General features: G+C 76.0%; 15 protein-coding genes. 1 reads left to right on the top strand and 14 read right to left on the bottom strand.

Annotated features, from left to right (window positions below):
* Nucleotides 1-92: 92 nt before the first annotated feature.
* The 12 genes from O2W14_RS11860 to O2W14_RS11915 form a co-directional block, all read right to left on the bottom strand.
* Nucleotides 93-1,157, bottom strand: a complete 1,065-nt coding sequence (locus O2W14_RS11860; protein WP_269176301.1) for a methionine synthase — start codon at nt 1,155-1,157, stop codon at nt 93-95.
* Nucleotides 1,141-3,504 (bottom strand): bifunctional metallophosphatase/5'-nucleotidase, encoded by a 2,364-nt coding sequence (locus tag O2W14_RS11865; protein WP_269176302.1) that lies wholly within the window; start codon nt 3,502-3,504, stop codon nt 1,141-1,143. Before O2W14_RS11865 ends, O2W14_RS11860 begins: the two co-directional genes overlap by 17 nt.
* A gap of 336 nt (nt 3,505-3,840) precedes the next feature.
* Nucleotides 3,841-4,914 carry a tRNA 2-thiouridine(34) synthase MnmA gene (gene mnmA, locus O2W14_RS11870; protein ID WP_269176303.1) on the bottom strand — a complete coding sequence of 358 codons (1,074 nt, stop codon included), beginning with the start codon at nt 4,912-4,914 and terminating at the stop codon, nt 3,841-3,843.
* Nucleotides 4,911-6,095: a cysteine desulfurase family protein gene (locus tag O2W14_RS11875; protein WP_269176304.1), complete on the bottom strand. Its 1,185-nt coding sequence runs from the start codon at nt 6,093-6,095 to the stop codon at nt 4,911-4,913. The genes mnmA and O2W14_RS11875 overlap by 4 nt, the downstream gene beginning before the upstream one ends.
* Nucleotides 6,096-6,159: 64 nt before the next feature.
* Complete coding sequence (locus tag O2W14_RS11880) at nt 6,160-7,131, bottom strand: electron transfer flavoprotein subunit alpha/FixB family protein (protein WP_269176305.1); 972 nt, start codon at nt 7,129-7,131, stop codon at nt 6,160-6,162.
* 1 nt (nt 7,132) lies between these two features.
* Nucleotides 7,133-7,897, bottom strand: a complete 765-nt coding sequence (locus O2W14_RS11885) for an electron transfer flavoprotein subunit beta/FixA family protein (protein ID WP_269176306.1) — start codon at nt 7,895-7,897, stop codon at nt 7,133-7,135.
* Between the two features lie 68 nt (nt 7,898-7,965).
* On the bottom strand, nt 7,966-9,084 hold the full coding sequence (locus tag O2W14_RS11890; RefSeq protein ID WP_269176307.1) for a PLP-dependent cysteine synthase family protein: 1,119 nt from the start codon (nt 9,082-9,084) through the stop codon (nt 7,966-7,968).
* A gap of 23 nt (nt 9,085-9,107) precedes the next feature.
* Nucleotides 9,108-9,521 carry a VOC family protein gene (locus tag O2W14_RS11895; RefSeq protein WP_269176308.1) on the bottom strand — a complete coding sequence of 138 codons (414 nt, stop codon included), beginning with the start codon at nt 9,519-9,521 and terminating at the stop codon, nt 9,108-9,110.
* Nucleotides 9,521-10,306, bottom strand: a complete 786-nt coding sequence (locus O2W14_RS11900) for an enoyl-CoA hydratase/isomerase family protein (RefSeq protein WP_269176309.1) — start codon at nt 10,304-10,306, stop codon at nt 9,521-9,523. The genes O2W14_RS11895 and O2W14_RS11900 overlap by 1 nt, the downstream gene beginning before the upstream one ends.
* A gap of 39 nt (nt 10,307-10,345) precedes the next feature.
* On the bottom strand, nt 10,346-11,941 hold the full coding sequence (locus tag O2W14_RS11905) for a glycosyltransferase family 39 protein (protein ID WP_269176310.1): 1,596 nt from the start codon (nt 11,939-11,941) through the stop codon (nt 10,346-10,348).
* 195 nt (nt 11,942-12,136) lie between these two features.
* The gene (locus O2W14_RS11910; RefSeq protein ID WP_269176311.1) at nt 12,137-13,855 is read right to left on the bottom strand and encodes a hypothetical protein; all 1,719 of its coding nucleotides are present in this window, start codon (nt 13,853-13,855) and stop codon (nt 12,137-12,139) included.
* A complete protein-coding gene (locus O2W14_RS11915; RefSeq protein ID WP_269176312.1) occupies nt 13,818-14,576 on the bottom strand; it encodes an ABC transporter ATP-binding protein in 759 nt (252 codons plus the stop codon). The genes O2W14_RS11910 and O2W14_RS11915 overlap by 38 nt, the downstream gene beginning before the upstream one ends.
* 104 nt (nt 14,577-14,680) lie before the next feature.
* Between O2W14_RS11915 and glgX the strand changes: the two genes are divergently transcribed.
* Nucleotides 14,681-16,840, top strand: coding sequence for a glycogen debranching protein GlgX (gene glgX, locus O2W14_RS11920; protein WP_269176313.1), 2,160 nt, complete (start codon nt 14,681-14,683; stop codon nt 16,838-16,840).
* A 157-nt stretch (nt 16,841-16,997) separates the two neighbouring features.
* Here the strand turns inward: glgX and O2W14_RS11925 are convergent, their stop codons facing one another.
* Both O2W14_RS11925 and glgP read right to left on the bottom strand, forming a co-directional pair.
* Nucleotides 16,998-17,960, bottom strand: a complete 963-nt coding sequence (locus O2W14_RS11925; RefSeq protein WP_269176314.1) for an FHA domain-containing protein — start codon at nt 17,958-17,960, stop codon at nt 16,998-17,000.
* 332 nt (nt 17,961-18,292) lie between these two features.
* Nucleotides 18,293-20,836 carry an alpha-glucan family phosphorylase gene (gene glgP, locus O2W14_RS11930; protein ID WP_269176315.1) on the bottom strand — a complete coding sequence of 848 codons (2,544 nt, stop codon included), beginning with the start codon at nt 20,834-20,836 and terminating at the stop codon, nt 18,293-18,295.
* Between the last annotated feature and the right edge of the window lie 83 nt (nt 20,837-20,919).

A 20,919-nucleotide genomic window follows, 5' to 3' on the forward strand; every position in this document is an offset into this window, starting at 1 on the left:
TCGGCCGGACGGCCCCAGCGGTGACCACGGGCCGGCGAGCTCCGACCTGGAACGCGCCAGTGGTCAGCGAGGTCGGGCACCTCGAATGAGGGTCACTCCGGGAGCAGGAACCTGGCCGCCTCGCGGACGTGCGCCATCGCCTTGCGGGCGTAGGCGGGGCTGGCGCCGGCCAGGCCGCAGGCCGGGGTGAGCGTGACGGCGGAGTGGAGGTCCTCAGCGGGGAAGCCCAGCTCGCGCCACCAGGCGTGCAGCCGGCTGGCCGTGGCCTTGGGCGCCGGCAGGGTCGTGTCGGTGCCGGGGACGACGCCGAGGAGCAGGTGGGTGCCGGCCTCGACCGCGGTCCCGACGGCGTCGAGGTCCTGCACCATGCCCAGGTCGAAGGAGAGCCCGGCGGCGCCCGCGGCGCGGAAGAGGTCCAGCGGTGCCCGGTTGGCGCAGCAGTGCACGGCTACCGGCACCGGAACCCGGGCGACCAGTGCGGCGAGCTGCTCCTCGACCACGTTCGACTCGACGGCGGAGAGCTTGCCGAAGCCGCTGATCGTCGGGAGCCCGCCCTGCAGGACGGCGGGGACCGACGGCTCGTCGAGCTGGACGACGACCCGGGCACCCGGCACCCGCGCGGACACGGCGGTCACGTGCGCGGCGATGCCCTCGGCCAGCGACTGGGCCAGGTCGCGTCGGGCACCGGGGTCGACCACGGCCCGGTCGCCGCGGGTGCGCTCGAGCCCGGCGGCCAGCGTCCACGGCCCGGCGACCTGCAGCTTGAACGGACCCACGTAGCGCTCGGCGACGTCGAAGAGCGCGTCGAGGTCGCGGTCGAGCATCTCCTGCGCCCGGCGCAGGTCGTTGCCCGGACGCGGGACGAGCCGCCAGCCGGCGGGCGTGAGGTCGACCGCCATGTCGACCAGCAGCGCCGCCGTCCGGCCCAGCATGTCCGCACCGGCGCCGCGTCCGGGCAGCTCGGGCAGGTGCGGGAGCTCCGGCAGCTCGCCGACGACCAGACGCACCGCCTCGACCGGGTCGGTACCGGGCAGCGACCCGACGCCGGAGGCCGGCCCCCAGACTGCGGGGGCCGGCCCGTCGGCCTGGTTCAGAGGCTCACCCTGAGCTTGCGAAGGGTGAGTAGGACGAGGTCCTTCTTCAGTCGGCGAGGCCACGGCGACGACGGTAGCCCGCCGCCGTCAGGGCGACCCCGCCCGCCAGCAGGGCGCCACCGACGCCGAGCATCGACCCGACCGGGGCCCCGGTGTAGGCCAGCTGGTCGCCACCACCGGTCGTCGGACGCGGCTGCGTGACGGGGTGCACGACCGGCGGGGCCGGCTGGTGCACCGGCGGTGCGGGCTGGTGCACCGGCGGTGCCGGCTGGTGCACCGGCGGGCCCGGCTGCTCGACCGGGGGCGGGCCCGGCTGGTCGACCGGCGGCGGGACCTGGCCACCCGGGGGCGGCACCTCGCCGCCCGGCGGGGTGGGCACCGGGCACTCGAAGCCGGCACCGGCGACACCGAGCGCACCACTGGTCCCGGGCACGGAACCGACCGGGTCGACCGGGTCGACGGCCTGGTCCAGGCCCTCGGCCGGCGGCGGCGCGTCGAAGGTCGCCGCCTGCCCGTGGTCGGCAGCGGGCTCGGGGACCGGGGAGTTGGTCTCGAAGTAGGCGACCGCGCTGTCCACGTCGACCGGGCCGGAGACCGGCCCGATGCCGCGCTCGTCGCCGTTGGTGAAGGCGGTGAAGCCGTCACCGCCGCCGATGATGAAGGAGTTGGCCGCCACGCGGTACTCGGCGGTCAGGTCGAGGGGCTGGCCCAGGACGGTGATCGACGTGGGGTCGATCCGCTGCCCGTAGGGCTTGCTCAGGTCGTAGCGGTAGCTGAGGCCCTCGGAGGTGCCCAGGCGCAGGGTGCTGTTGCGCGGGCCGTTCCCCGTCGTCGCGCCGGGCGACACCTGCTGGAACTGCTGCTCCAGCACGCCCCGGACGTCGGCACCGGTCAGCGTGGTCGTGTTGACCGTGTTGCTGAACGGCTGGACGTTGAACAGGTCGGCGTAGGTGACGTCGCCGGCCTCGATGTCGGCCCGCAGCCCGCCGGGGTTCATGAACGCGATCACCGGGTCGCCGTAGGCGGGGTCGCCCTGCACCGACTCCAGCTGCGCCTGGGCGACCAGGTTGCCCAGGCCGGACTCGGCCGTGCGGTCGTCCCGGAACACCGGCGGGGTGCTCGGGTCGTTGTCGGTGTCGACGAGACCGCCGGGCCGCGCGATGGCCTCGGTGGCGGAGCCGACCACCCGGTCGCCCTCCTCGGCGGCCAGGTCGGTCCAGTGCTCGACGATGCCGGCGATCCCGGCGTCCTCGGCGTCGCGGACGTTGTAGGTGCTCTGCGCCCGGTAGTCCGCGCAGAGCCGGTCGACGTCGCCGGTCTCGCCGTCCAGCACCAGCCGGACGTCGGTGATCATGCGGCCGTAGTACTCGGCCTGCGTGACCAGCCGCGGCTGACCCGCCGGGTCGGTGAGCATGCAGTTGTAGCCCTGGTGGCTGTGCGCACTGACGATCAGGTCGACCGCGGCATCGGTGGCCGCGTTGATGTCGACGACGGAGCCGGTGAGCTCGTCGCAGCCGTTCGGGTCCGCACCGTCCTCCCCGGTGTTGTCCCCGCCCTCGTGGACCAGCGCGACGATCGCCTCGACGCCCTGCGCCTGCAGCTCGGGGACGTAGCGGTTGATCGACTCGGCCTCGTCGAGGAAGTCGACGTCGGCGATCCCGGTCGGGGAGACGATCGTCGGCGTGGAGTCGGTGACCACGCCGACGAAGGCGATGGACCTGCCGCCGCCGGCCTCGACCACCGCGTAGGGCGGGAGGATCGGCTCGCGGGTGCCCTTGTCGACCACGTTGGCCGCCAGGTACGGGAAGTCGGTGCCGGCGAAGGGCTCGCCCGTGCTGTCGGTGAAGCAGCCGGTGACGCCGACCTCGACGCCCTCGCAGGCCGTGACGTCGTCGGTGGAGACGCCGTCGGTGACGCCGGAGATGCGCCGCAGCTCGTCGGTGCCGCGGTCGAACTCGTGGTTGCCGACGACGGAGACGGCCACGCCCAAGGCGTTCATGACCTCCAGGGTCGACTCGTCGCGGACGGCGGCGGACTCGAACGGCGAGGCGCCGACCAGGTCACCGAGCCCGATGAGCAGCGACCCGTCGGCGCTGCCGCCGTCGGTGACGAACTGCTCGCGGGTGCGGGCGACGTGGGCGGCCAGGCTCGCCGCGCCACCGACCGCGATGCTCTCGTCGTCGGCCGTGCCGTAGGCGCCGTCGGCGCCGGGGAGCGTCGCCTTGCCGTCGTTGCCCCCGGGCTGGTTGATCCGGCCGTGGAAGTCGTTGAACGTCATCAGCTGGACGGGGACGTCCGGGACGACGGCCGCCGCCGCCGCCGCGACCTCGGCCGACGCGGCGGCGGGCAGCGCGAGGACGGCGGACGACGCCATCAGCAGGGCTGCGAGGGACAGGCGCGTTCTGCGCACGGAGATTCCTCCTGGACAGGCGACAGCAGGGTGGCCCCAGGGCGGCCCGCTGCGCAGAGCTGACGAGCTCCGCCGAAGGGCGGGGCGCGCGTGGACCGGTCGGGACCGATCCGTCACGGCACGCTAACCGCCCCCTGCGAGTGGCCCAAGGGGCTGCTGTGAATGGACCACTGTCGTTAACCTGCCGGCAACGACGACCACGCTCCGGGGACTAGGGGGTCGTCGTGGACCCGCCAGGAGCAGGGTGGAGCCGCCGACCTGCTCGAGGCGCCCCCGGTCCGCCTGCCGTCGCAGCCCGGTCCGCCGCGGTCCGGCACCCGGCGCGCCTGAGCCGGGTCAGGCGGTGCCGGCGACCGCCGCCTGGCCGAGCACCCGGTCACCGCGCAGCGCGTCGGGGGCGTAGAGCACTGCGGACTGCCCCGGGGCCACCCCGCGCTGCCGCTCCCCCAGCGTGATCCGCAGGCCGCCACCGTCGGCCGCGGTCACCTCGCAGGGCACCGCCGCCCCGTGGGCGCGAACCTGGACCTGCCCGCGGAAGGGCAGCTCGGGCACCGGGCCGGTCCAGCTGGGCGCGGCGGTGACGACCTCCGAGACCTCGGCCTGCTCGGCGGTGCCGATGGTGACCGTGCGGCTGACCGGCTCGATGCCGAGGACGAACCGCGGCCGCTGGTCGCCGGCGGTGACGCCCAGGCCACGGCGCTGGCCGACGGTGAAGCCGTGGACGCCGGCATGGGTGCCCACGGTCGCCCCGGTCGCGGCGTCGACCACCGGGCCGGGCTGCTCACCCAGCCGCCGGGCGAGGAAGCCGCGGGTGTCGCCGTCGGAGATGAAGCAGATGTCGTGCGAGTCGGGCTTGGTGGCCACCGCGAAGCCGCGCTCGGCGGCGATCTCGCGCACCCGGTCCTTGGTCATCTCCCCCAGCGGGAAGACCGCGTGGGCCAACTGCTGGCGCGTGAGCACGCCGAGCACGTAGGACTGGTCCTTGGCCGTGTCGACCGAGCGGCGCAGCTCGCCGTCGACCAGCCGGGCGTGGTGGCCGGTGACGACGGAGTCGAAGCCCAGCGCCCGCGCCCGGTCCAGCACGGCGGAGAACTTGATCTTCTCGTTGCAGCGCAGGCAGGGGTTGGGCGTGCGGCCGGCGGCGTACTCGGCGACGAAGTCCTCGACGACGTCCTCGCGGAACCGGTCGGCGAGGTCCCAGACGTAGAACGGGATGCCCAGCTCGTCGGCCACCCGGCGGGCGTCGTGGGAGTCCTCCACGCTGCAGCAGCCCCGTGAGCCGCTGCGCAGCTGCTGGCGGTCCGGGGACAGCGCCAGGTGCACCCCGGTCACGTCGTGCCCGGCCTCGACTGCCAGCGCGGCGGCGACCGCGGAGTCCACTCCCCCGCTCATCGCGGCGACGACCCTCACCGGGCACCCGCCCGGCGGGCGCGCTCGACGACGGGTGCGATCACCGCGAGCACCGCGTCGACGTCGGCGTCGGTCGAGGTGTGGCCCAGGCTCATCCGCAGCGAGCTGCGCGCCCGCGCGGGGTCGGCGCCGGTGGCCAGCAGCACGTGGCTGGGCCGGGCGACCCCGGCGCTGCACGCCGAGCCGGTGGAGCACTCGATGCCGCGGGCGTCGAGCAGCATCAGCAGCGCGTCGCCCTCGGCACCCGGGAAGGACAGGTGCGCGTTGCCCGGCAGCCGCCCCGACCCGCCGGCCACGACGTCGTCCAGTGCGGGGCCGTTGAGCTGCGCGTCGGGGACCTCGGCGAGCACGCCGGCCACCAGCCGGTCGCGCAGCTCCGCCACCCGCGCGCTGCGCTCGGCCCGGTCGTCGACCGCGGCCCGGGCGGCCGCGGCCAGCCCGACGATCGCGGCGACGTCCAGCGTGCCGGAGCGGACGTCGCGCTCCTGGCCGCCGCCGTGCAGCAGCGGGGTGCACTCGACGTCGCGGCGCAGCAGCAGCGCGCCGGCGCCCATCGGGCCGCCGAGCTTGTGCCCGGTGAGGGTGAGGGCGTCGACGCCGCTGCCGGCGAAGTCCACCGGCAGCTGGCCCACGGCCTGGACCGCGTCGGTGTGCAGCGGCACGCCGACGGCGTGGGCGACGGCGGCCAGGGCGGCCACGTCGCTGACCGCGCCGATCTCGTTGTTGGCCCACATGACGCTGGCCACGGCGACGTCCGAGCCGTCGCCGAGGGCGTCGGCGAGCGCCGCGGGGGTGACCCGGCCGGTCGGGTCGACCGGCAGCCAGGTGACCTCGGCGCCGGCGTGCGCCTCCAGCCACTCGACGCTGTCGAGCACGGCGTGGTGCTCGGCGGGGCTGGTGACGATCCGGCGGCGGCGGTCGTCGGCGGCCCGGCGCGCCCAGTACAGGCCCTTGACGGCGAGGTTGTCGCCCTCGGTGCCGCCGGCGGTGAACAGCACCTCCGAGGGGCGGGCGCCCAGTGCGGCGGCCAGCTGCTCGCGGGACTGCTCGGCGACCCGCCGGGCCTGGCGGCCACTGGCGTGCAGCGAGGAGGCGTTCCCCACCCGGGCCAGCTGCTCGGTCATCGCCGCCAGCGCGACGGGGAGCATCGGCGTGGTGGCCGCGTGGTCGAGGTAGGTCATGGCCCGACCAGCGTAGGCGCGCCTCCCGTCCTGGCCACCCCCCGATGGGCGAGGGTGCTCGGGCTCACCCCCGGGCGGCGGTGATCTGCGCGGTGAGCGCCGGGACGACGGTGGCCACGTCGCCCACCACCCCGAAGTCGGCCAGCGCGAACACCGGGGCGTCGGGGTCGGAGTTCACCGCGACGACGGTCTGCGCGGCCCGCACCCCCGACCAGTGCTGCGCCGCCCCGGAGATGCCGACGGCGACGTAGAGCCGCGGTGACACCCGGGCGCCGGACTGCCCGACCAGGCACGACGGCGGGCAGACCCCGGCGTCCACCGCGGCCCGGGTGGCACCGATGGCCGCACCGAGGGCGTCGGCCAGCTCCTCGACCGCGGCGAGCTCCGCGGCGGTGGTCACCCCGCGGCCGACCGCGACCACCACCGAGGCCTCGGTCAGCGCCGGCCGGCCGGCGACGGGCCCGGCCACCCGCCGCACCACGCGGGCCTCGCGCGCCGTCGCCGACAGCTCGACCGGCACCTGCTCGACCACGGTGGCCACCGGGGCGGGCACCGGGGTCAGCGAGGAGGGGCGCCAGGCGTGCACCGGGGTCCCGGTGGTGACCTGCGCCCGCACCACCGTCGTCCCGCCGAAGGCCAGCTGGGTGGCGGTGCCGTCGGCGGCGAGCCCGACGACGTCGGTGAGGAACCCGCTGCCGGTGCGCACCGCGAGCCGGGCGGCGACCTCCCGGCCCTCGGCGCTGGCCGGCACCACGACCGCGACCGGCGCGCGGTCGGCGACCAGCCGGGCCAGCACGTCGACCCGCGGCCCGACCAGGGCGGCGTCGAGCTCCGCGGACTCCCCGGCCAGCACCCGCCCGGCACCGAACCGGGCCAGCTCCGCGGCCGCACCGGCGGCGGCCCCCGGGGCGCCCAGGACGACCGCGACCGGTGCGCCGAGGACCCGTGCCGCGGTCAGCGCCTCCAGCGTCGCCCGGGTCGGCTCCCCACTGGCGGTGAGCTCGGCCAGGACGAGGACCTCCGCAGGGCCGGCCACCTCAGACGAGGGCACGGTCGGCCAGGAAGCGAACGAGCTCCGCGGGGTCGCCGGTGCGCCCCGGGGTGCGGGCGGGCCCGGCGTCCGCGGTGACGACCCGGCTGGTGGCGGCGGCCAGGCCGACGGTCGCCGGGTCGATGCCCAGGTCGGTCAGCGTCAGCGTGGTCACCGGCCGGTGCTGGGCGGCCCGGATCCCGGCGACGGTCCGCCGCCGCGGCGGGTCGGGCAGGGCGTGGGTGGACACGACCGCCGGCAGCTCGGCCGCCAGCTCCCACCAGCCGTCCTCGGTCTGCCGCTCCCCCGTCACCGTCGTCCCGCTCACGGCGAGCGCGCGCAGGCCGGACAGGTGCGGCACCCCCAGCCGCTCGCCCAGCAGCGCCGCCATCACCCCGAGCCGCCCGTCGGAGGACGCCGCCCCGCAGAGCACCAGGTCGAACCCGACCCGGCGCAGCGCCGCGGCGAGGACGGCGCTGGTCTGCGGGGCGCAGGCGCCGTGCAGCGCCGGGTCGACGACGTGCACCGCCCGGTCGGCGCCGGTGGCCAGCGCGTGGCGCAGCGCACCGGCGGCGCGCGGGGGGCCGACGGTCAGCGCGGTGACCGTGCCGCCGGCGCGCTCGCGCAGGGTCAGCGCCGCCTCGAGGGCGTGCAGGTCCAGCGGGCCGACGACGGCGTCGGCGGCGTCCCGGGCGACGGTGGCGTCGCGGCGGTCCAGCTCGCGCTCACCGGCCGGGTCGGGGACCTGCTTGACCAGCACCACGCTGTGCACGGCCGTCCTCCTCGGGCTGCTCGTCGGTCGTGTCCGGTCCCGAGGCTACGCACGGGGAGCGACCTGGCTCACACTCCGTCGGCGACCCACTCCCCGGTGCGGGCGAAGTGCTCGAGGACGGCGGTGTGCGGGACCAGGTCCAGCCCCTGGGCCGCCACCCAGCCGTCGTCGTAGTACGTGCGGGCGTAGCGCTCGCCGCCGTCGCAGAGCAGGGTCACCACGCTGCCGGTGCGCCCCGCCGCGACCATCTCGGCGACCAGCCGGAACGCGCCCCACAGGTTCGTGCCGGTCGAGGCGCCGGCCCGCCGCCCGGTCACCCGCTCCAGGTGCCGCATGGCGGCGAGCGAGGCTGCGTCGGGGACGCGGATCATCCGGTCGACGATCGTCGGGACGAACGAGGGCTCGACCCGGGGACGGCCGATGCCCTCGATCCGCGACCCGGCGCCCGTGGTGGCCGGGTCGGCGTCCCGCCAGCCGGGGAAGAAGGCCGAGGCCTCCGGGTCGACGACGGCCAGCCGGGTGGGCAGCCGGCGGTAGCGCACGTAGCGGCCGATGGTGGCACTCGTGCCGCCGGTGCCGGCGCCCACGACGACCCACTCGGGCACCGGGTGCCGCTCGCGGCCCATCTGCTCGAAGACCGACTCGGCGATGTTGTTGTTGCCGCGCCAGTCGGTGGCCCGCTCGGCGTTGGTGAACTGGTCGAGGTAGTGCCCGCCGGTGTCGGTGGCGATCCGGCGGGCCTCGTCGTAGACGGTGCCCGCGTCGCGCACCAGGTGGCAGCGGCCGCCGTGGAACTCGATCAGCGCGATCTTCTCCGGACTGGTCGTGGCCGGCATGACCGCGACGAAGGGCAGCCCGAGCATCCGGGCGAAGTAGGCCTCGCTGACCGCGGTCGAGCCGCTGGAGGCCTCGACCACGGTGCTGCCCTCGTGCAGCTGCCCCGAGCAGAGCGCGTAGAGGAACAGCGAGCGGGCCAGCCGGTGCTTGAGGCTGCCGGTCGGGTGGGTCGACTCGTCCTTGAGGTAGAGGTCGACCCCCCACTCGACGGGCAGCGGGTGCACCAGCAGGTGGGTGTCGGCCGACCGGTGCGCGTCGGCCTCGACCAGGGCCACCGCCCGCTCCACCCACGCCCGTCCGCCGGGGTCGGAGCGGTCGACGTCGGAGGCGGTCAGCCGGGCAGCGGTCACCGGGGCATGGTCCCCCAGCGGGGTCACGACAGCTCCAGCCCGGGCAGCCAGGCGACCTCCCAGCGGGTGCCCTCCGGGTCGGCGAGGTACCCGCTGCGGCCGCCCCACCCCCGGTCGACCGCGGCCGCGACCAGCCGCGCGCCCGCCGCGACCGCCACCTCGATCACCGCGTCGACGTCCTCCCGGGTCGCCACGTTCACCGCCAGCGTCACGCCGCTCCAGGCACCCGGCGCCGGCAGCGCCTCCTCGGGCGCGGCCTCGGCCGCCAGCTGCTCGACCGGGAACAGCGCCAGCCGGACGCCGCCCAGGTCGAACTGGGCGAAGCCGTTGCTGCCGCCGTCCCGCTCCTGCCAGCCCCACGCCGCGTAGAAGGCGCGCAGCCGGCCGACGTCCCGGGCGCCCAGCGTGACGAACGACAGCCGCTGCGGGACGCCCATCAGCGGCCGGTGAAGGTGGCCCGCCCCGGGCCCTCGGTCAGGAAGGAGGCCATGCCCGTGCGCTGGTCCTCGGTGCCGAACAGCCCGGCGAACAGCTGCTGCTCCAGCGCCAGCCCGGTGTCCAGGTCGCCGTCCAGCCCCTCGTCGATGGCCCGCTTCGCCGCGGCCAGTGCCAGCGGCGGCCCGGCGGCGAACTTCTGGGCCATCGCGACCGCGGTCGGGTACACCTCGGCGTCGGGGACGACGGCGTCGGCCAGGCCCATCTCCACCGCCTCGACCGCGCCGACCTGCCGGCCGGTGAACACCAGGTCCTTGGCCTTCGCCGGGCCGACCAGCCGGGCCAGCCGCTGGGTGCCCCCGGCGCCGGGCATGAGCCCCAGCAGCACCTCGGGCTGCCCCACCCGGGCCCCGGCGCCCAGCACCCGGAAGTCGGCACACAGCGCCAGCTCGTACCCGCCGCCCAGCGCGTAGCCGGTGACCGCGGCGATCGTGGGCTTGGGCAGCCGCGCCACGGTCGTGAAGGACGCGGTGAGCTCCGCGCCCCAGGTGGCCACCTGCCCGGCGTCCAGCTGCGCCATCGCCGCGATGTCGGCACCGGCGGCGAAGACCCGCTCACCGCCGTACAGGACGACGGCCCGCACGTCGGCGCGCTCGCCGGCCTCCAGCGCGGCGGAGCGCAGCTCCAGGTGCAGCTGCTCGTCGATCGCGTTGACCTTCGGCCGGTCCAGCCGGATGGTGCCGACGCCGTCGGCGACCGACAGGGTGACGAACTCCGCAGCTGCCATGCCCAGCACCCTAGGACCCGGCCGGACCGACCGAGCCGCTCAGGGGGCGGCCGGCACCGGGGCGCGGAACCGCTCGAGGCGCATGACCTCACCGGCGCCGCGGCGGGGCTCGAACAGCAGCTGCCCGCCGTCGCCCCGCAGCTCCTCGAGGGACTCCCCCACCTGCTCGCACGCCTCGTCCGAGGGCACCCGGTAGCCGCGGCTGGTGACCAGCCAGACCGAGCCGTCACCGGCGCGGGCGGACAGCTCCGCGGCCACCGCCGCGGGGTCGGCGGACTCGTTGCGCTCGGCGTAGTCGACCCAGTCGACCCGGTCGGCCGGCCGCAGGTCGGGGTAGACGACCAGGTCCAGCCCGGCGGGGGCCAGCCGGCTGACCGAGGGACCGAGCTGGTCGGGGCAGAAGACCACGGTGTCGCCCGGGGCGGCGTCCTGCAGCGCCCGGGCCACCTGGCCGGCCTGGGTGCGGTCGTTGCGGGCCGACGAGGCGGCCAGGCCCAGGCCGACGAGCACGCAGCCGGCGAGCACCACGGCGGCCGTGCGGCGGCTGGGCAGCCCGACGATGCCGACGGCGACCAGGGCGAGGAAGGCCGGCAGCGCGACGCTGGTGTACCGGCCGGAGACCGCGCTGGCGGTGAGCAGGCTGGCGACCCCGGCCACGACCAGGGTGCCCAGCGAGAGCGCCACGAGCACCCAGCGGCCACGGCCGCGGGCCAGCCCCAGCCGGACGCCGTCGGCGGCGGGCCGGGTGGCGACGGCGAGGACCGCCAGCACGACGAAGGTGAGCCCGAGCACCTGGGGCAGCACCGCGACCCCGCCGCGCCAGGCGTCCAGCGCGGTGGTGATCGAGCCGAGCCCCCCGACGGCGGCCCAGGGCGTGCCGGTGTGCGCGAGCTGGTAGCGCAGCGTGGGCACCCAGGGCAGGAAGAGCAGCCCGGCCAGCACGAACCCGGCCAGCACGCGCACGGCGGCGGCCCGGTCCACGCGCAGGGCGGCCAGCGTGACCAGCCCCGCGGCGACCAGCAGGTACACCGCCCAGTAGTGGGTCAGCAGCAGCGCGGCCGACGACAGCCCGACCGCCAGGACCGGCAGCGGACCCCGGCGGGACACCGCCCAGGTGACCGACGCGGCCGCCAGCAGGGCCAGCAGCACGAGCAGCGAGTACATGCGGGTCTCGCTGGAGTAGCGGATGGCGAAGGGCGAGCTGGCCAGCAGCAGGGTGAAGGCCAGCGCCACCCGGGGCCCACCGAGCCGGCGGCCCAGCACCCAGGCCAGCGGCAGCGCCAGCACGCCGAAGAGCCCCGACAGCGCGCGGACCGAGCCGGCGCTCTCGCCGAACAGCCCGATCCAGCCGTGCAGCAGCAGGTAGTACAGCGGCGGGGAGCCGTCCTGCTCCAGCCCGGTGAACAGGCCGTCGAGGTCCCCGCGGGCGATGGCCACGCTCTGCGCCTCGTCCAGCCACAGGGCCGGGGGCGCCACGAAGCGCAGCACCACACCGGCGAGCACCGCCAGGACGGCGGCGACGAGCACCCCGCGGCCGACCCGGGCCGCGCCGTCGGGGGTCCCGGCGTCCGGTGCCACGGCGGTCGCCCCGCGCTCCGCGGCGCTCAGCCCCGGGCCGCGGCCGGCCTCAGACACCGGCGGGGGGACCGGCCGGGCCGGCGCCGGTCACGGCGACGTCCCGACGGGCGCTCGACGACTCGGACAGGGTTCCTCCAGGGGACGTGCCGACCCCGGGGACGGGGCGGGCGGTGAGACGGCGGCCCGGACCAGGCGGTCCGGAGCGGGCAGCGGACCGCGGGCGCCGGCCACGAGCAGTGTGCCGCGCGGGCACTACTCGACCGCGGTGTCGCGCAACCGCCACACCGACGCGTACCCCGACGGTCCGGAGACGGCCACTTCCTCGTAACCGGCCCGGAGGTCGTCGAGCACGCGCGAGGTCCGGTCGTCCGATCGTACCCAGGCCGGGGCCCGGTCCAGCCCCACCACCACGACGTGGTCCAGGTCCCGGCCGGCGGCGGGGAGGTCGACGGTGGGCGGCACCCGTTCGATCCCCTCGCGCTCCGGGTCGATCGCGGCACGGATCCCGGGCTCGGCGGTGAAGCGCACCTGGAAGTAGGGGAAGGCCGCCTCGTAGTGCCCGACGTCGACCGCGCCGGCCTCGATCGCCAGCCGGCTGGAGACGTGCCGCAGCGGGTCGGGAGCGCGCGGCAGCGGGGCCAGTGCCGCCTCGTGCCCGTCGAACCGGAGCACCAGGAAGGTCGACCCGGCCGGGATGTCGGCGGCCACCGACAGCAGCTCGTCGGCGGCGCGCTCGTCGGCCAGCTGGGTGGGCAGCCGCACGAGCGCGGCGACCGTCGCGGCCAGCACCAGCAGCCCGGCCACCAGCCGGTGCGTCGTCGTCCGGCGGGGCAGCCGGGTGGCGCAGAACAGCAGCAGCACCAGCGGCGGGAACCAGGCCAGCCGGTCGGGCAGGAAGCCGTACTCCTGCCCCAGCCGGGAGGGCACCACCAGCACCGCCAGCGCGGCCAGCACCGTGGACAGCCCCAGCACGGCGCGGTCGGACCGGGCGAGCGCGGCGTCGGTGGTGCCGCCGTCCGCGGGTGCACCGCGCCGCCGCACGGCGACGACGAGCAGGGCCAGCAGCGTGCCGGCGACCAGCAGCGCCGACGGCAGCTCCCACCAGCTGCCCACGACCAGCGGCCGGTACATCGACAGCAGCCAGCCGACCCGCACCAGCGAGGGGCCGCCGACGACCTCGCCGTGGTCACCGCCCCCGGTGACCACGTACCAGCCGGTGAGCAGCACGGTCGGGGCGACCGCCAGCGCCGGCCCGGCCACGTGCCGGCGCAGCGCCGGTCCCCAGCCGGCCTCCCGGCGGGAGGCCAGCAGCCTGCCCACCGCCAGCGCGCCGACCACGCCGACCGCGGCGACCTCGGGCATCAGGTGCGCGGACCAGGTGAGCAGCAGCAGCAGGGCGAGGGCGACGGTGCGCGCCGCCGTCCACCCCTCGCGCGCCCGCAGCGCCACCCCCATCGCGATCAGCGACAGGGCCACGCCCCAGACGAAGTTGTAGAAGCCGTAGGCGACCAGGTGGCTGCCGGCGAAGGGCAGTGCGGCCACGGCGAGCCAGCCGGCCCGCCGGTCCACCCCGCGCAGCGCGTACCGGAGGCCGAGGACCAGCGCCAGCACGAAGCCGGCGACCACCGCCTTCTCCGCCCAGTCCGGGCCCAGCAACGGCAGCAGCGCGGCGAGCAGGCCGGTGGTGAGCAGGTTGGGCACCGGGCTCAGGTCGAGCAGGTAGTGCTCCCGCAGCGCGTCGCCGACCACGCCGGGGTCGCCGTGGTGCAGCAGCACCCAGGCGCTGTCGACGTGGGCCGGGCCGTCCTGGGTGAGCACGTGCCCGAGCAGCAGCAGCGGGGCCAGCTGGACGGCCAGGCCGACGACGAGCAGGACGGTGGCCCAGCCGGGCGTGCGCGAGCGGCGTCCCGGTGCCGCGGTGGACCCGACCGGGTCAGGCAGCGCGCCGGGCGCTGTAACGGCCGCGCTCACGCTGGACCTCCAGCCGGATGCCGAACGCGTCGGAGAGCAGCGGCGCGGTCAGCACCTCCTCGATCGAGCCGGCCGAGACCACCTCGCCGCCGCGCAGCAGCAGGCCGTGGGTGTAGCCGGGCGGGATCTCCTCCACGTGGTGGGTGACCAGCACCTGGGCCGGGGCGAGGGTGTCCCGCGCCAGGTCCGACAGCCGGGCCACGAGGTCCTCCCGGCCGCCAAGGTCCAGCCCGGCGCCGGGCTCGTCGAGCAGCAGCAGCTCCGGGTCGGTCATCAGCGCGCGGGCGATCTGGGCGCGCTTGCGCTCCCCCTCGGACAGCGTGCCGAAGGGCCGGTGCGCCATCCGGGCCACGCCCCACTGCTGCATCAGCAGCGCGGCGCGGGTCAGGTCGTGCACGTCGTAGCGCTCCCGCCAGCGGCCGACGACGGCGTACCCGGCGCTGACCACGACGTCGCCGACCCGCTCGGCGGGGTCGATCCGCTGGGCCAGCGCGGCGCTGGTCAGCCCGATCCGCGGCCGCAGCTCGAAGACGTCGACCGCCCCCAGGGTCTCCCCGAGGATCGACACCTCCCCCGCGCTGGGGTGCAGCTGCGCGGCGACGAGCTGCAGCAGCGTGGTCTTCCCCGCCCCGTTGGGGCCCAGGAGCACCCACCGTTCGTCGGGCCGGACGGTCCAGTCGACCCCGCGCAACAGGTGCGCTGTGCCTCGGACGACGTCCACGCCCCGGACCTCGACGACCGGTTGTGTCCACACACCGCCCATCCAACCAACCCGCCGGGTGTTCCGGGCGCCGGGTCCGGTGCGAGTCGGGCACCATGCTCCGGGTGACCGCATCGACGACCGGCCGGCAGGTGGAGGTGTGGCCCGGGGTCCCGGCGCCGCTGGGGGCCCACTGGGACGGCACGGGGACCAACTTCGCGCTCTGGTCGGCCGGCGGGAGCGCGGTCGACCTGTGCCTGTTCGACCCCGACGGGACCGAGCACCGCCAGCGCCTGCAGGAGACCACCCACCAGGTCTGGCACGGCCGGCTGCCCGGCGTGGGGCCCGGCCAGCGCTACGGCTACCGGGTGCACGGGCACTTCGACCCGGCCTCGGGCGCCCGCTACAACCCGGCGAAGCTGCTGCTGGACCCCTACACGCGCGCCGTGGACGGCGAGCTGCGCCTGGACGAGGCCCTGTTCGGGTTCGACCGGCGCGACCCGGCGTCGCCGAACACCACCGACTCCGCACCGTTCGTCCCGCGCGGGGTGGTCATCCACGACTCGTTCCCCTGGGACGGCGACACCCTGCTGCGCACCCCGTGGTCGGACACCGTGGTCTACGAGGTGCACGTCAAGGGCGCCACGATGACCCACCCCGACGTGCCGCCGGCGCTGCGCGGCACCTACGCCGGGATCGCCCACCCGGCGTTCGTCGAGCACCTGGTGTCCCTCGGCGTGACCGCGGTCGAGCTGCTGCCGGTGCACTCCTTCGTCAGCGAGCCGCACCTGCTGCGCCGCGGGCTGACCAACTACTGGGGCTACAACACCCTGAACTACTTCGCCCCGCACGCCGCCTACAGCTCGGTGGGCTCCGGCGGTGGCCAGGTGACCGAGTTCAAGGCGATGGTCAAGGCGCTGCACGCCGCGGGCATCGAGGTCATCCTCGACGTCGTCTACAACCACACCGCCGAGGGCGACCACACCGGGCCCACGCTGTCCTTCCGCGGCCTGGACAACGGCGGCTACTACCGGCTCAACGGTGAGGACCCGTCCCGGTACACCGACTACACCGGGTGCGGGAACACCCTCGACGTCCGCCGTCCCCCGGTGCTGGCGCTGCTGATGGACTCGCTGCGCTACTGGGTCACCGAGATGCACGTCGACGGCTTCCGCTTCGACCTCGCCTCGGCCCTGGCCCGCTCCTTCCACGACGTGGACCGGCTGTCGGCCTTCTTCGACGTCGTCCACCAGGACCCGGTGGTGAGCACCGTCAAGCTGATCGCCGAGCCCTGGGACATCGGCGAGGGCGGCTACCAGGTGGGCAACTTCCCCCCGCCGTGGACGGAGTGGAACGGCAAGTACCGCGACACCGTCCGCGACGTGTGGTCGGGCGCGAAGGTCGGCGTCCGTGACCTGGCCTACCGGCTCACCGGGTCCTCCGACCTCTACCGCTCCGACGGCCGGCGCCCGTTCGCCTCGGTCAACTTCGTCACCGCCCACGACGGCTTCCCGATGGCGGACCTGGTCACCTACCAGGACAAGCACAACGAGGCCAACGGCGAGGACAACCGGGACGGCGAGAGCCACAACCGGAACTGGAACTGCGGCGTCGAGGGGCCCAGCGACGACAGGGGCGTGCAGGAGCTGCGCGCGCGGCAGGTGCGCAACCACCTGGCCACGCTGCTGCTGTCCACCGGTGTCCCGATGCTCACCGCCGGCGACGAGCTGGGGCGCACCCAGGGCGGCAACAACAACGCCTACTGCCAGGACAACGAGGTCTCCTGGCTGGACTGGGCCGCGATCGACCCCGACCTGTGGAGCTTCGTCTCCCATGCGGTCGGGTTGCGGCGCAACTCCCCCGTGCTGCGCCAGGAGGCCTTCTTCGAGGGCAGCGAGATCCCCGGCTCCGGCGGCACCCGCGACCTGGCCTGGTTCGCCCCGAACGGGGAGCAGCTGACCAGCCACGACTGGTTCGACAACGAGCTGCAGACCGTCGGCATGTACCTCGACGGCCGCGGGCTGCGGCTGCGTGACCAGCGCGGCCGGCCGGTCGTCGACGACTCCTGGCTGATCTGGCTGCACGCCGGCGCCGAGCCGGTGGACGTCGTCCTGCCCGGCGCGCCCTGGGGCGACGGCTACGAGCTGGCGCTGGCCACCGAGTACGCCACCGGCCTGCCCCCGCGGCCCACCGCCCTGCCCCCGGGCGCGACGCAGCTGCCCGGCCGGTCGGTCTGGGCCCTGCGGGTGCTGAGGACGCCGGCGCCGGTCCCGCACGCCGAGTAGGCCGCCGGGCTCGTCGCACGCGTTCCGTCCGCAGTGCACGTGGTGCAACGCGTGCACTGCGGACGGAACACGTGCACTGCGGACGGAGACCGGGCCCGGACGCAGCAGGGCCCCGTTCCCGAGGTCGGGAACGGGGCCCTGCTGCGCAGCCTCGGGCCTACTCGGGGGTCTGCTCGAAGGTGATGACGGTCCAGCCGAGGAGCAGCCGGTCGCCGTCGGTGAGCGGGTGCGGGACGCCCGGCTCGAGCTGGGTCCACTCGGTGGCCTCGGGGCCGGCGACGTGGGTGCCGTTGAGCGAGCCCAGGTCGGTCAGGGAGACCTCGCGACCGGACCGCTGGATGGCGGCGTGGGCGGAGGAGAGCACGTTCTGGGTGTCGGCGATCGGGACCGGGCGGGCGTTGCCGCTGGTCACCAGGTCGTGGCCGTCGGGACGGCGACCGAGCACCAGGTCCTCGTCGACGGTGACGACCATGCCGTCGTCGAAGCGCAGCACCGGCGCGGCCGGCGGCTCGGGGCGCCAGAACGCGGTCTGCTCGCCACCGGGGGCCTGGCTGGGGATGCGGCTGGAGCTGCCGAACCCGGCGTCGGAGCCGGCGGTGTAGGACTCACCGCTGGGCAGCGGGCCGGCCGGCGGCGCGACGACCGCGGACGACGCCGCGGCGGCGAGCTGCAGCAGTGCGCCGGAGCCGGGCACGGTGCCCTCGACCAGGTCGAGGGCGACGCCCGGCGGCATGGCGGCGGCGGGCTGGCCGGGACCGACGTAGAGGGTCTGGCCGAGGGAGAAGCCGGCGGCGAGGGTGCAGCCGTCGACCGAGGAGCCGGAGACCGGGACCCCGTCCACGGCCGGCTGGCCCTTGCCCGACCACAGCGCGACACCGGCGCCGGTGCCACCGGAGGTGTCGGCGAGCACCAGGGCGAAGGACGCCGGGCCGTCGGCGAGCCGGGACACCTGCCCGGCGACGGCGGCCAGCACCCGGTCGGCGCCGGGACCGGCCACCCCCAGGCAGGCGTGCAGGGCGGCGACCAGCGCCGGCGACCCCGGGGCGTCGACCCACAGCAGGCCACCGCCACGGCGGGCGACGACAGAGTCTCCGGGGAGCACCTCACAGCGGTCGGGCATGACGGCCAGCCTAATGAGCACCGGCCCGATCCGGCGCCCGCGCGTCGGCGTGCCACGCCGCTGTCTGCGCCACTCGCGCCCGACCTGCACCGGCGGTCACACCCGTCACACCCGGAACGCCACGGAGCGCTCTCGAGTCACCACTGCTGGTCACCAGTCCGCACATCCGTCCACCTCGACCCCGCAGGGGCCGGCCGCGAGCCGGAGGACCCCGTCCTCCTCACCCTCGCGAGCCCGGGGCGACCCACTGGACGGGGCCGGGGGCGAGGGTCAGGCCCCCTCGCAGGGGCCCGCCACTAGCCGGCGAGTGGCGGGGGCGAGGGGGTCCTTCCTCAGGCGGTGACGACCACGCCCACTTCGGCCGGTACCGCGAGGTGCTCGTGGCGGGGCAGCACGCGCACCGTGTAGCCGAACGGGCCGGTCCGGGTCAGCGGGACGGTGCCGGTGAACCAGTGCCGGGAGCCCTCGCTGCCCTCGTGCCGCAGCGGCACGGTGGTCACCGCGTGCAGCCGGTCGGCGTCGTCCACCCGTCCGTGGACGGCCTCGACCAGCACGTCGGCCGGAGCGAGCCCGGGCAGGTCGACCTCGGCCCGCAGGTCGATCCCGCCACCGATCTCCGGGGTCTCCCCCACGCCGGTCGCCTCCACGTGCCCGACCCGCACCCCGGACCAGTGCTCCAGCAGCCGTGCGCGCCAGACCGACAGCTCGCGGGCCGCGGCGTGCCCGTCGGCCGCCATGGCCCGGGCGGCACCGGCAGCCGGGACGTACAGCGTCCGCACGTAGTCCCCGACCATCCGGGTGGCCAGCACCTTCGGGCCGGTCTCGCGCAGGGTGGCCCGGACCATCTCCAGCCAGCGGGAGGGGACGCCGTCCTCGCCGAGCTCGTAGAAGCGGGGCACCACCTGGCGCTCCAGCAGCTCGTAGACCGCCTGCGCCTCGACGTCGTCGCGGCGCTCGGGGTCGGCCACGCCGTCGGCGGTCGGGATCGCCCAGCCGTTCTGGCCGTCGAACCACTCGTCCCACCAGCCGTCGCGGATGGAGAGGTTCAGCCCGCCGTTGAGCGCGGACTTCATCCCCGAGGTGCCGCAGGCCTCCAGCGGCCGCAGCGGGTTGTTCAGCCAGACGTCGCAGCCCCAGTACAGGTGGCGGGCCATCCCGATGTCGTAGTCGGGCAGGAAGACGATCCGGTGCCGGACCGCCGGGTCGTCGGCGAAGCGCACCATCTGCTGGATCAGCTGCTTGCCACCGTCGTCGGCCGGGTGGCTCTTGCCGGCGATCACCAGCTGGAGCGGCCGCTCGTCGTCCAGGAGCAGGGCCCGCAGCCGCGCCGGGTCGCGCAGCATGAGGGTCAGCCGCTTGTAGGAGGGCACCCGGCGGGCGAAGCCCACGGTCAGCACGTCGGGGTCGAACACCGTCTCGGTCCAGCCCAGCTCGGCCTCGGTCGACCCCCGGGACAGCGCCGAGGCCCGCACCCGGCGGCGGACCTCCTCGACCAGCCGGGCGCGCAGCAGCCGGCGGGTGCCCCACAGCTCCTGCGCCGGGATGCGGTCGACGCCGGCGAAGTGCGCCGGCCCCGGCCCGGCGTCGTCCCGGTCGTCGGTCTGGGTGCCCAGCTCCACCAGCTCGCGGGCCGTCCAGGTCGGGGCGTGCACGCCGTTGGTGATCGAGCCGATCGGGACGTCGTCGGGGTCGAAGCCGGGCCACAGGTCGCCGAACATGTCCCGGCTGACGTGGCCGTGCAGGGCGCTGACCCCGTTGGCCCGCTGCCCCAGCCGCAGCCCCATGTGCGCCATGTTGAAGGTGCCGGGGTCGCGCTCGGCCCCCAGCGGCAGCAGCTGGTCGACCGGGACGCCGAAGCCGGCGAAGTACCGCTCGATGAGCGCGCGCGGGAAACGGTCGATGCCCGCGGGCACCGGCGTGTGGGTGGTGAACACGGTGCCGGCGCGCACCGCCTGCAGCGCCTCGGCGAAGGTCAGCCCGTGGGACTCGGTGAGCTCGCGGATCCGCTCCAGCCCCTGGAAGCCGGCATGGCCCTCGTTGGCGTGGAACACCTCCGGCTGCGGGGTGCCGGTCAGCGAGCAGTACGCCCGCAGCGCCCGCACGCCCCCGATGCCCAGCAGCATCTCCTGGCGGAGCCGGTGGTCCTCGCCGCCGCCGTAGAGCCGGTCGGTGACCCCGCGCTCGGCCGGGGCGTTCTCCTCGATGTCGCTGTCGAGCAGCAGCAGCTGCACCCGCCCGACCTGCGCCCGCCAGACGTGGGCGGCCAGGGTGCGGGCCTCGGGCAGCGGCACGGTGACGACCACCGCGGCGCCCTCGGCGTCGCGCAGCAGCTTCAGCGGCAGCCCGTGCGGGTCCAGCGCGGGGTAGTGCTCCAGCTGCCACCCGTCGGCGGACAGCCCCTGGGTGAAGTAGCCGGCCCGGTACAGCAGCCCGACGCCGATCAGCGGGACGCCGAGGTCCGAGGCCGCCTTGAGGTGGTCACCGGCCAGGATCCCCAGCCCGCCGGAGTACTGCGGCAGCACCTCGGTGATGCCGAACTCCGCGGAGAAGTAGGCCACCGTGGCCGGCGCCTCCTCCCCCAGCGACTGGTACCAGTGCGGCGCCTCCAGGTAGGTGCGCAGGTCGGTGGTGACCGACTCCAGCCGGGCGAGGAAGGCCGGGTCGTCGGCGAGGGCGGCCAGCCGCTCGGCGGAGACCTCGCCGAGCACCCGGACCGGGTCGCCCCCGCAGCTGTCCCACAGCTGCGGGTCCAGCGCCTCGAACAGGTCCCGGGTCTCCGGGTGCCAGGACCAGCGCAGGTTGGTGACAAGCTGCGAGAGCGGCAGCAGGGCCTCGGGCAGGGAGGCGCGGACGGTGAGACGGCGGAGGGCTCGCACGCGCCGGACCCTAGCCCCGGACCGGCCCGCACAGGGCGGTGGGAGAGACGGCGGTCACGTCCACCGGGCGTCCGTCTCCCCCG

It is taken from the genome of Modestobacter sp. VKM Ac-2986, from assembly GCF_026967795.1.
GTDB lineage: Bacteria > Actinomycetota > Actinomycetes > Mycobacteriales > Geodermatophilaceae > Modestobacter.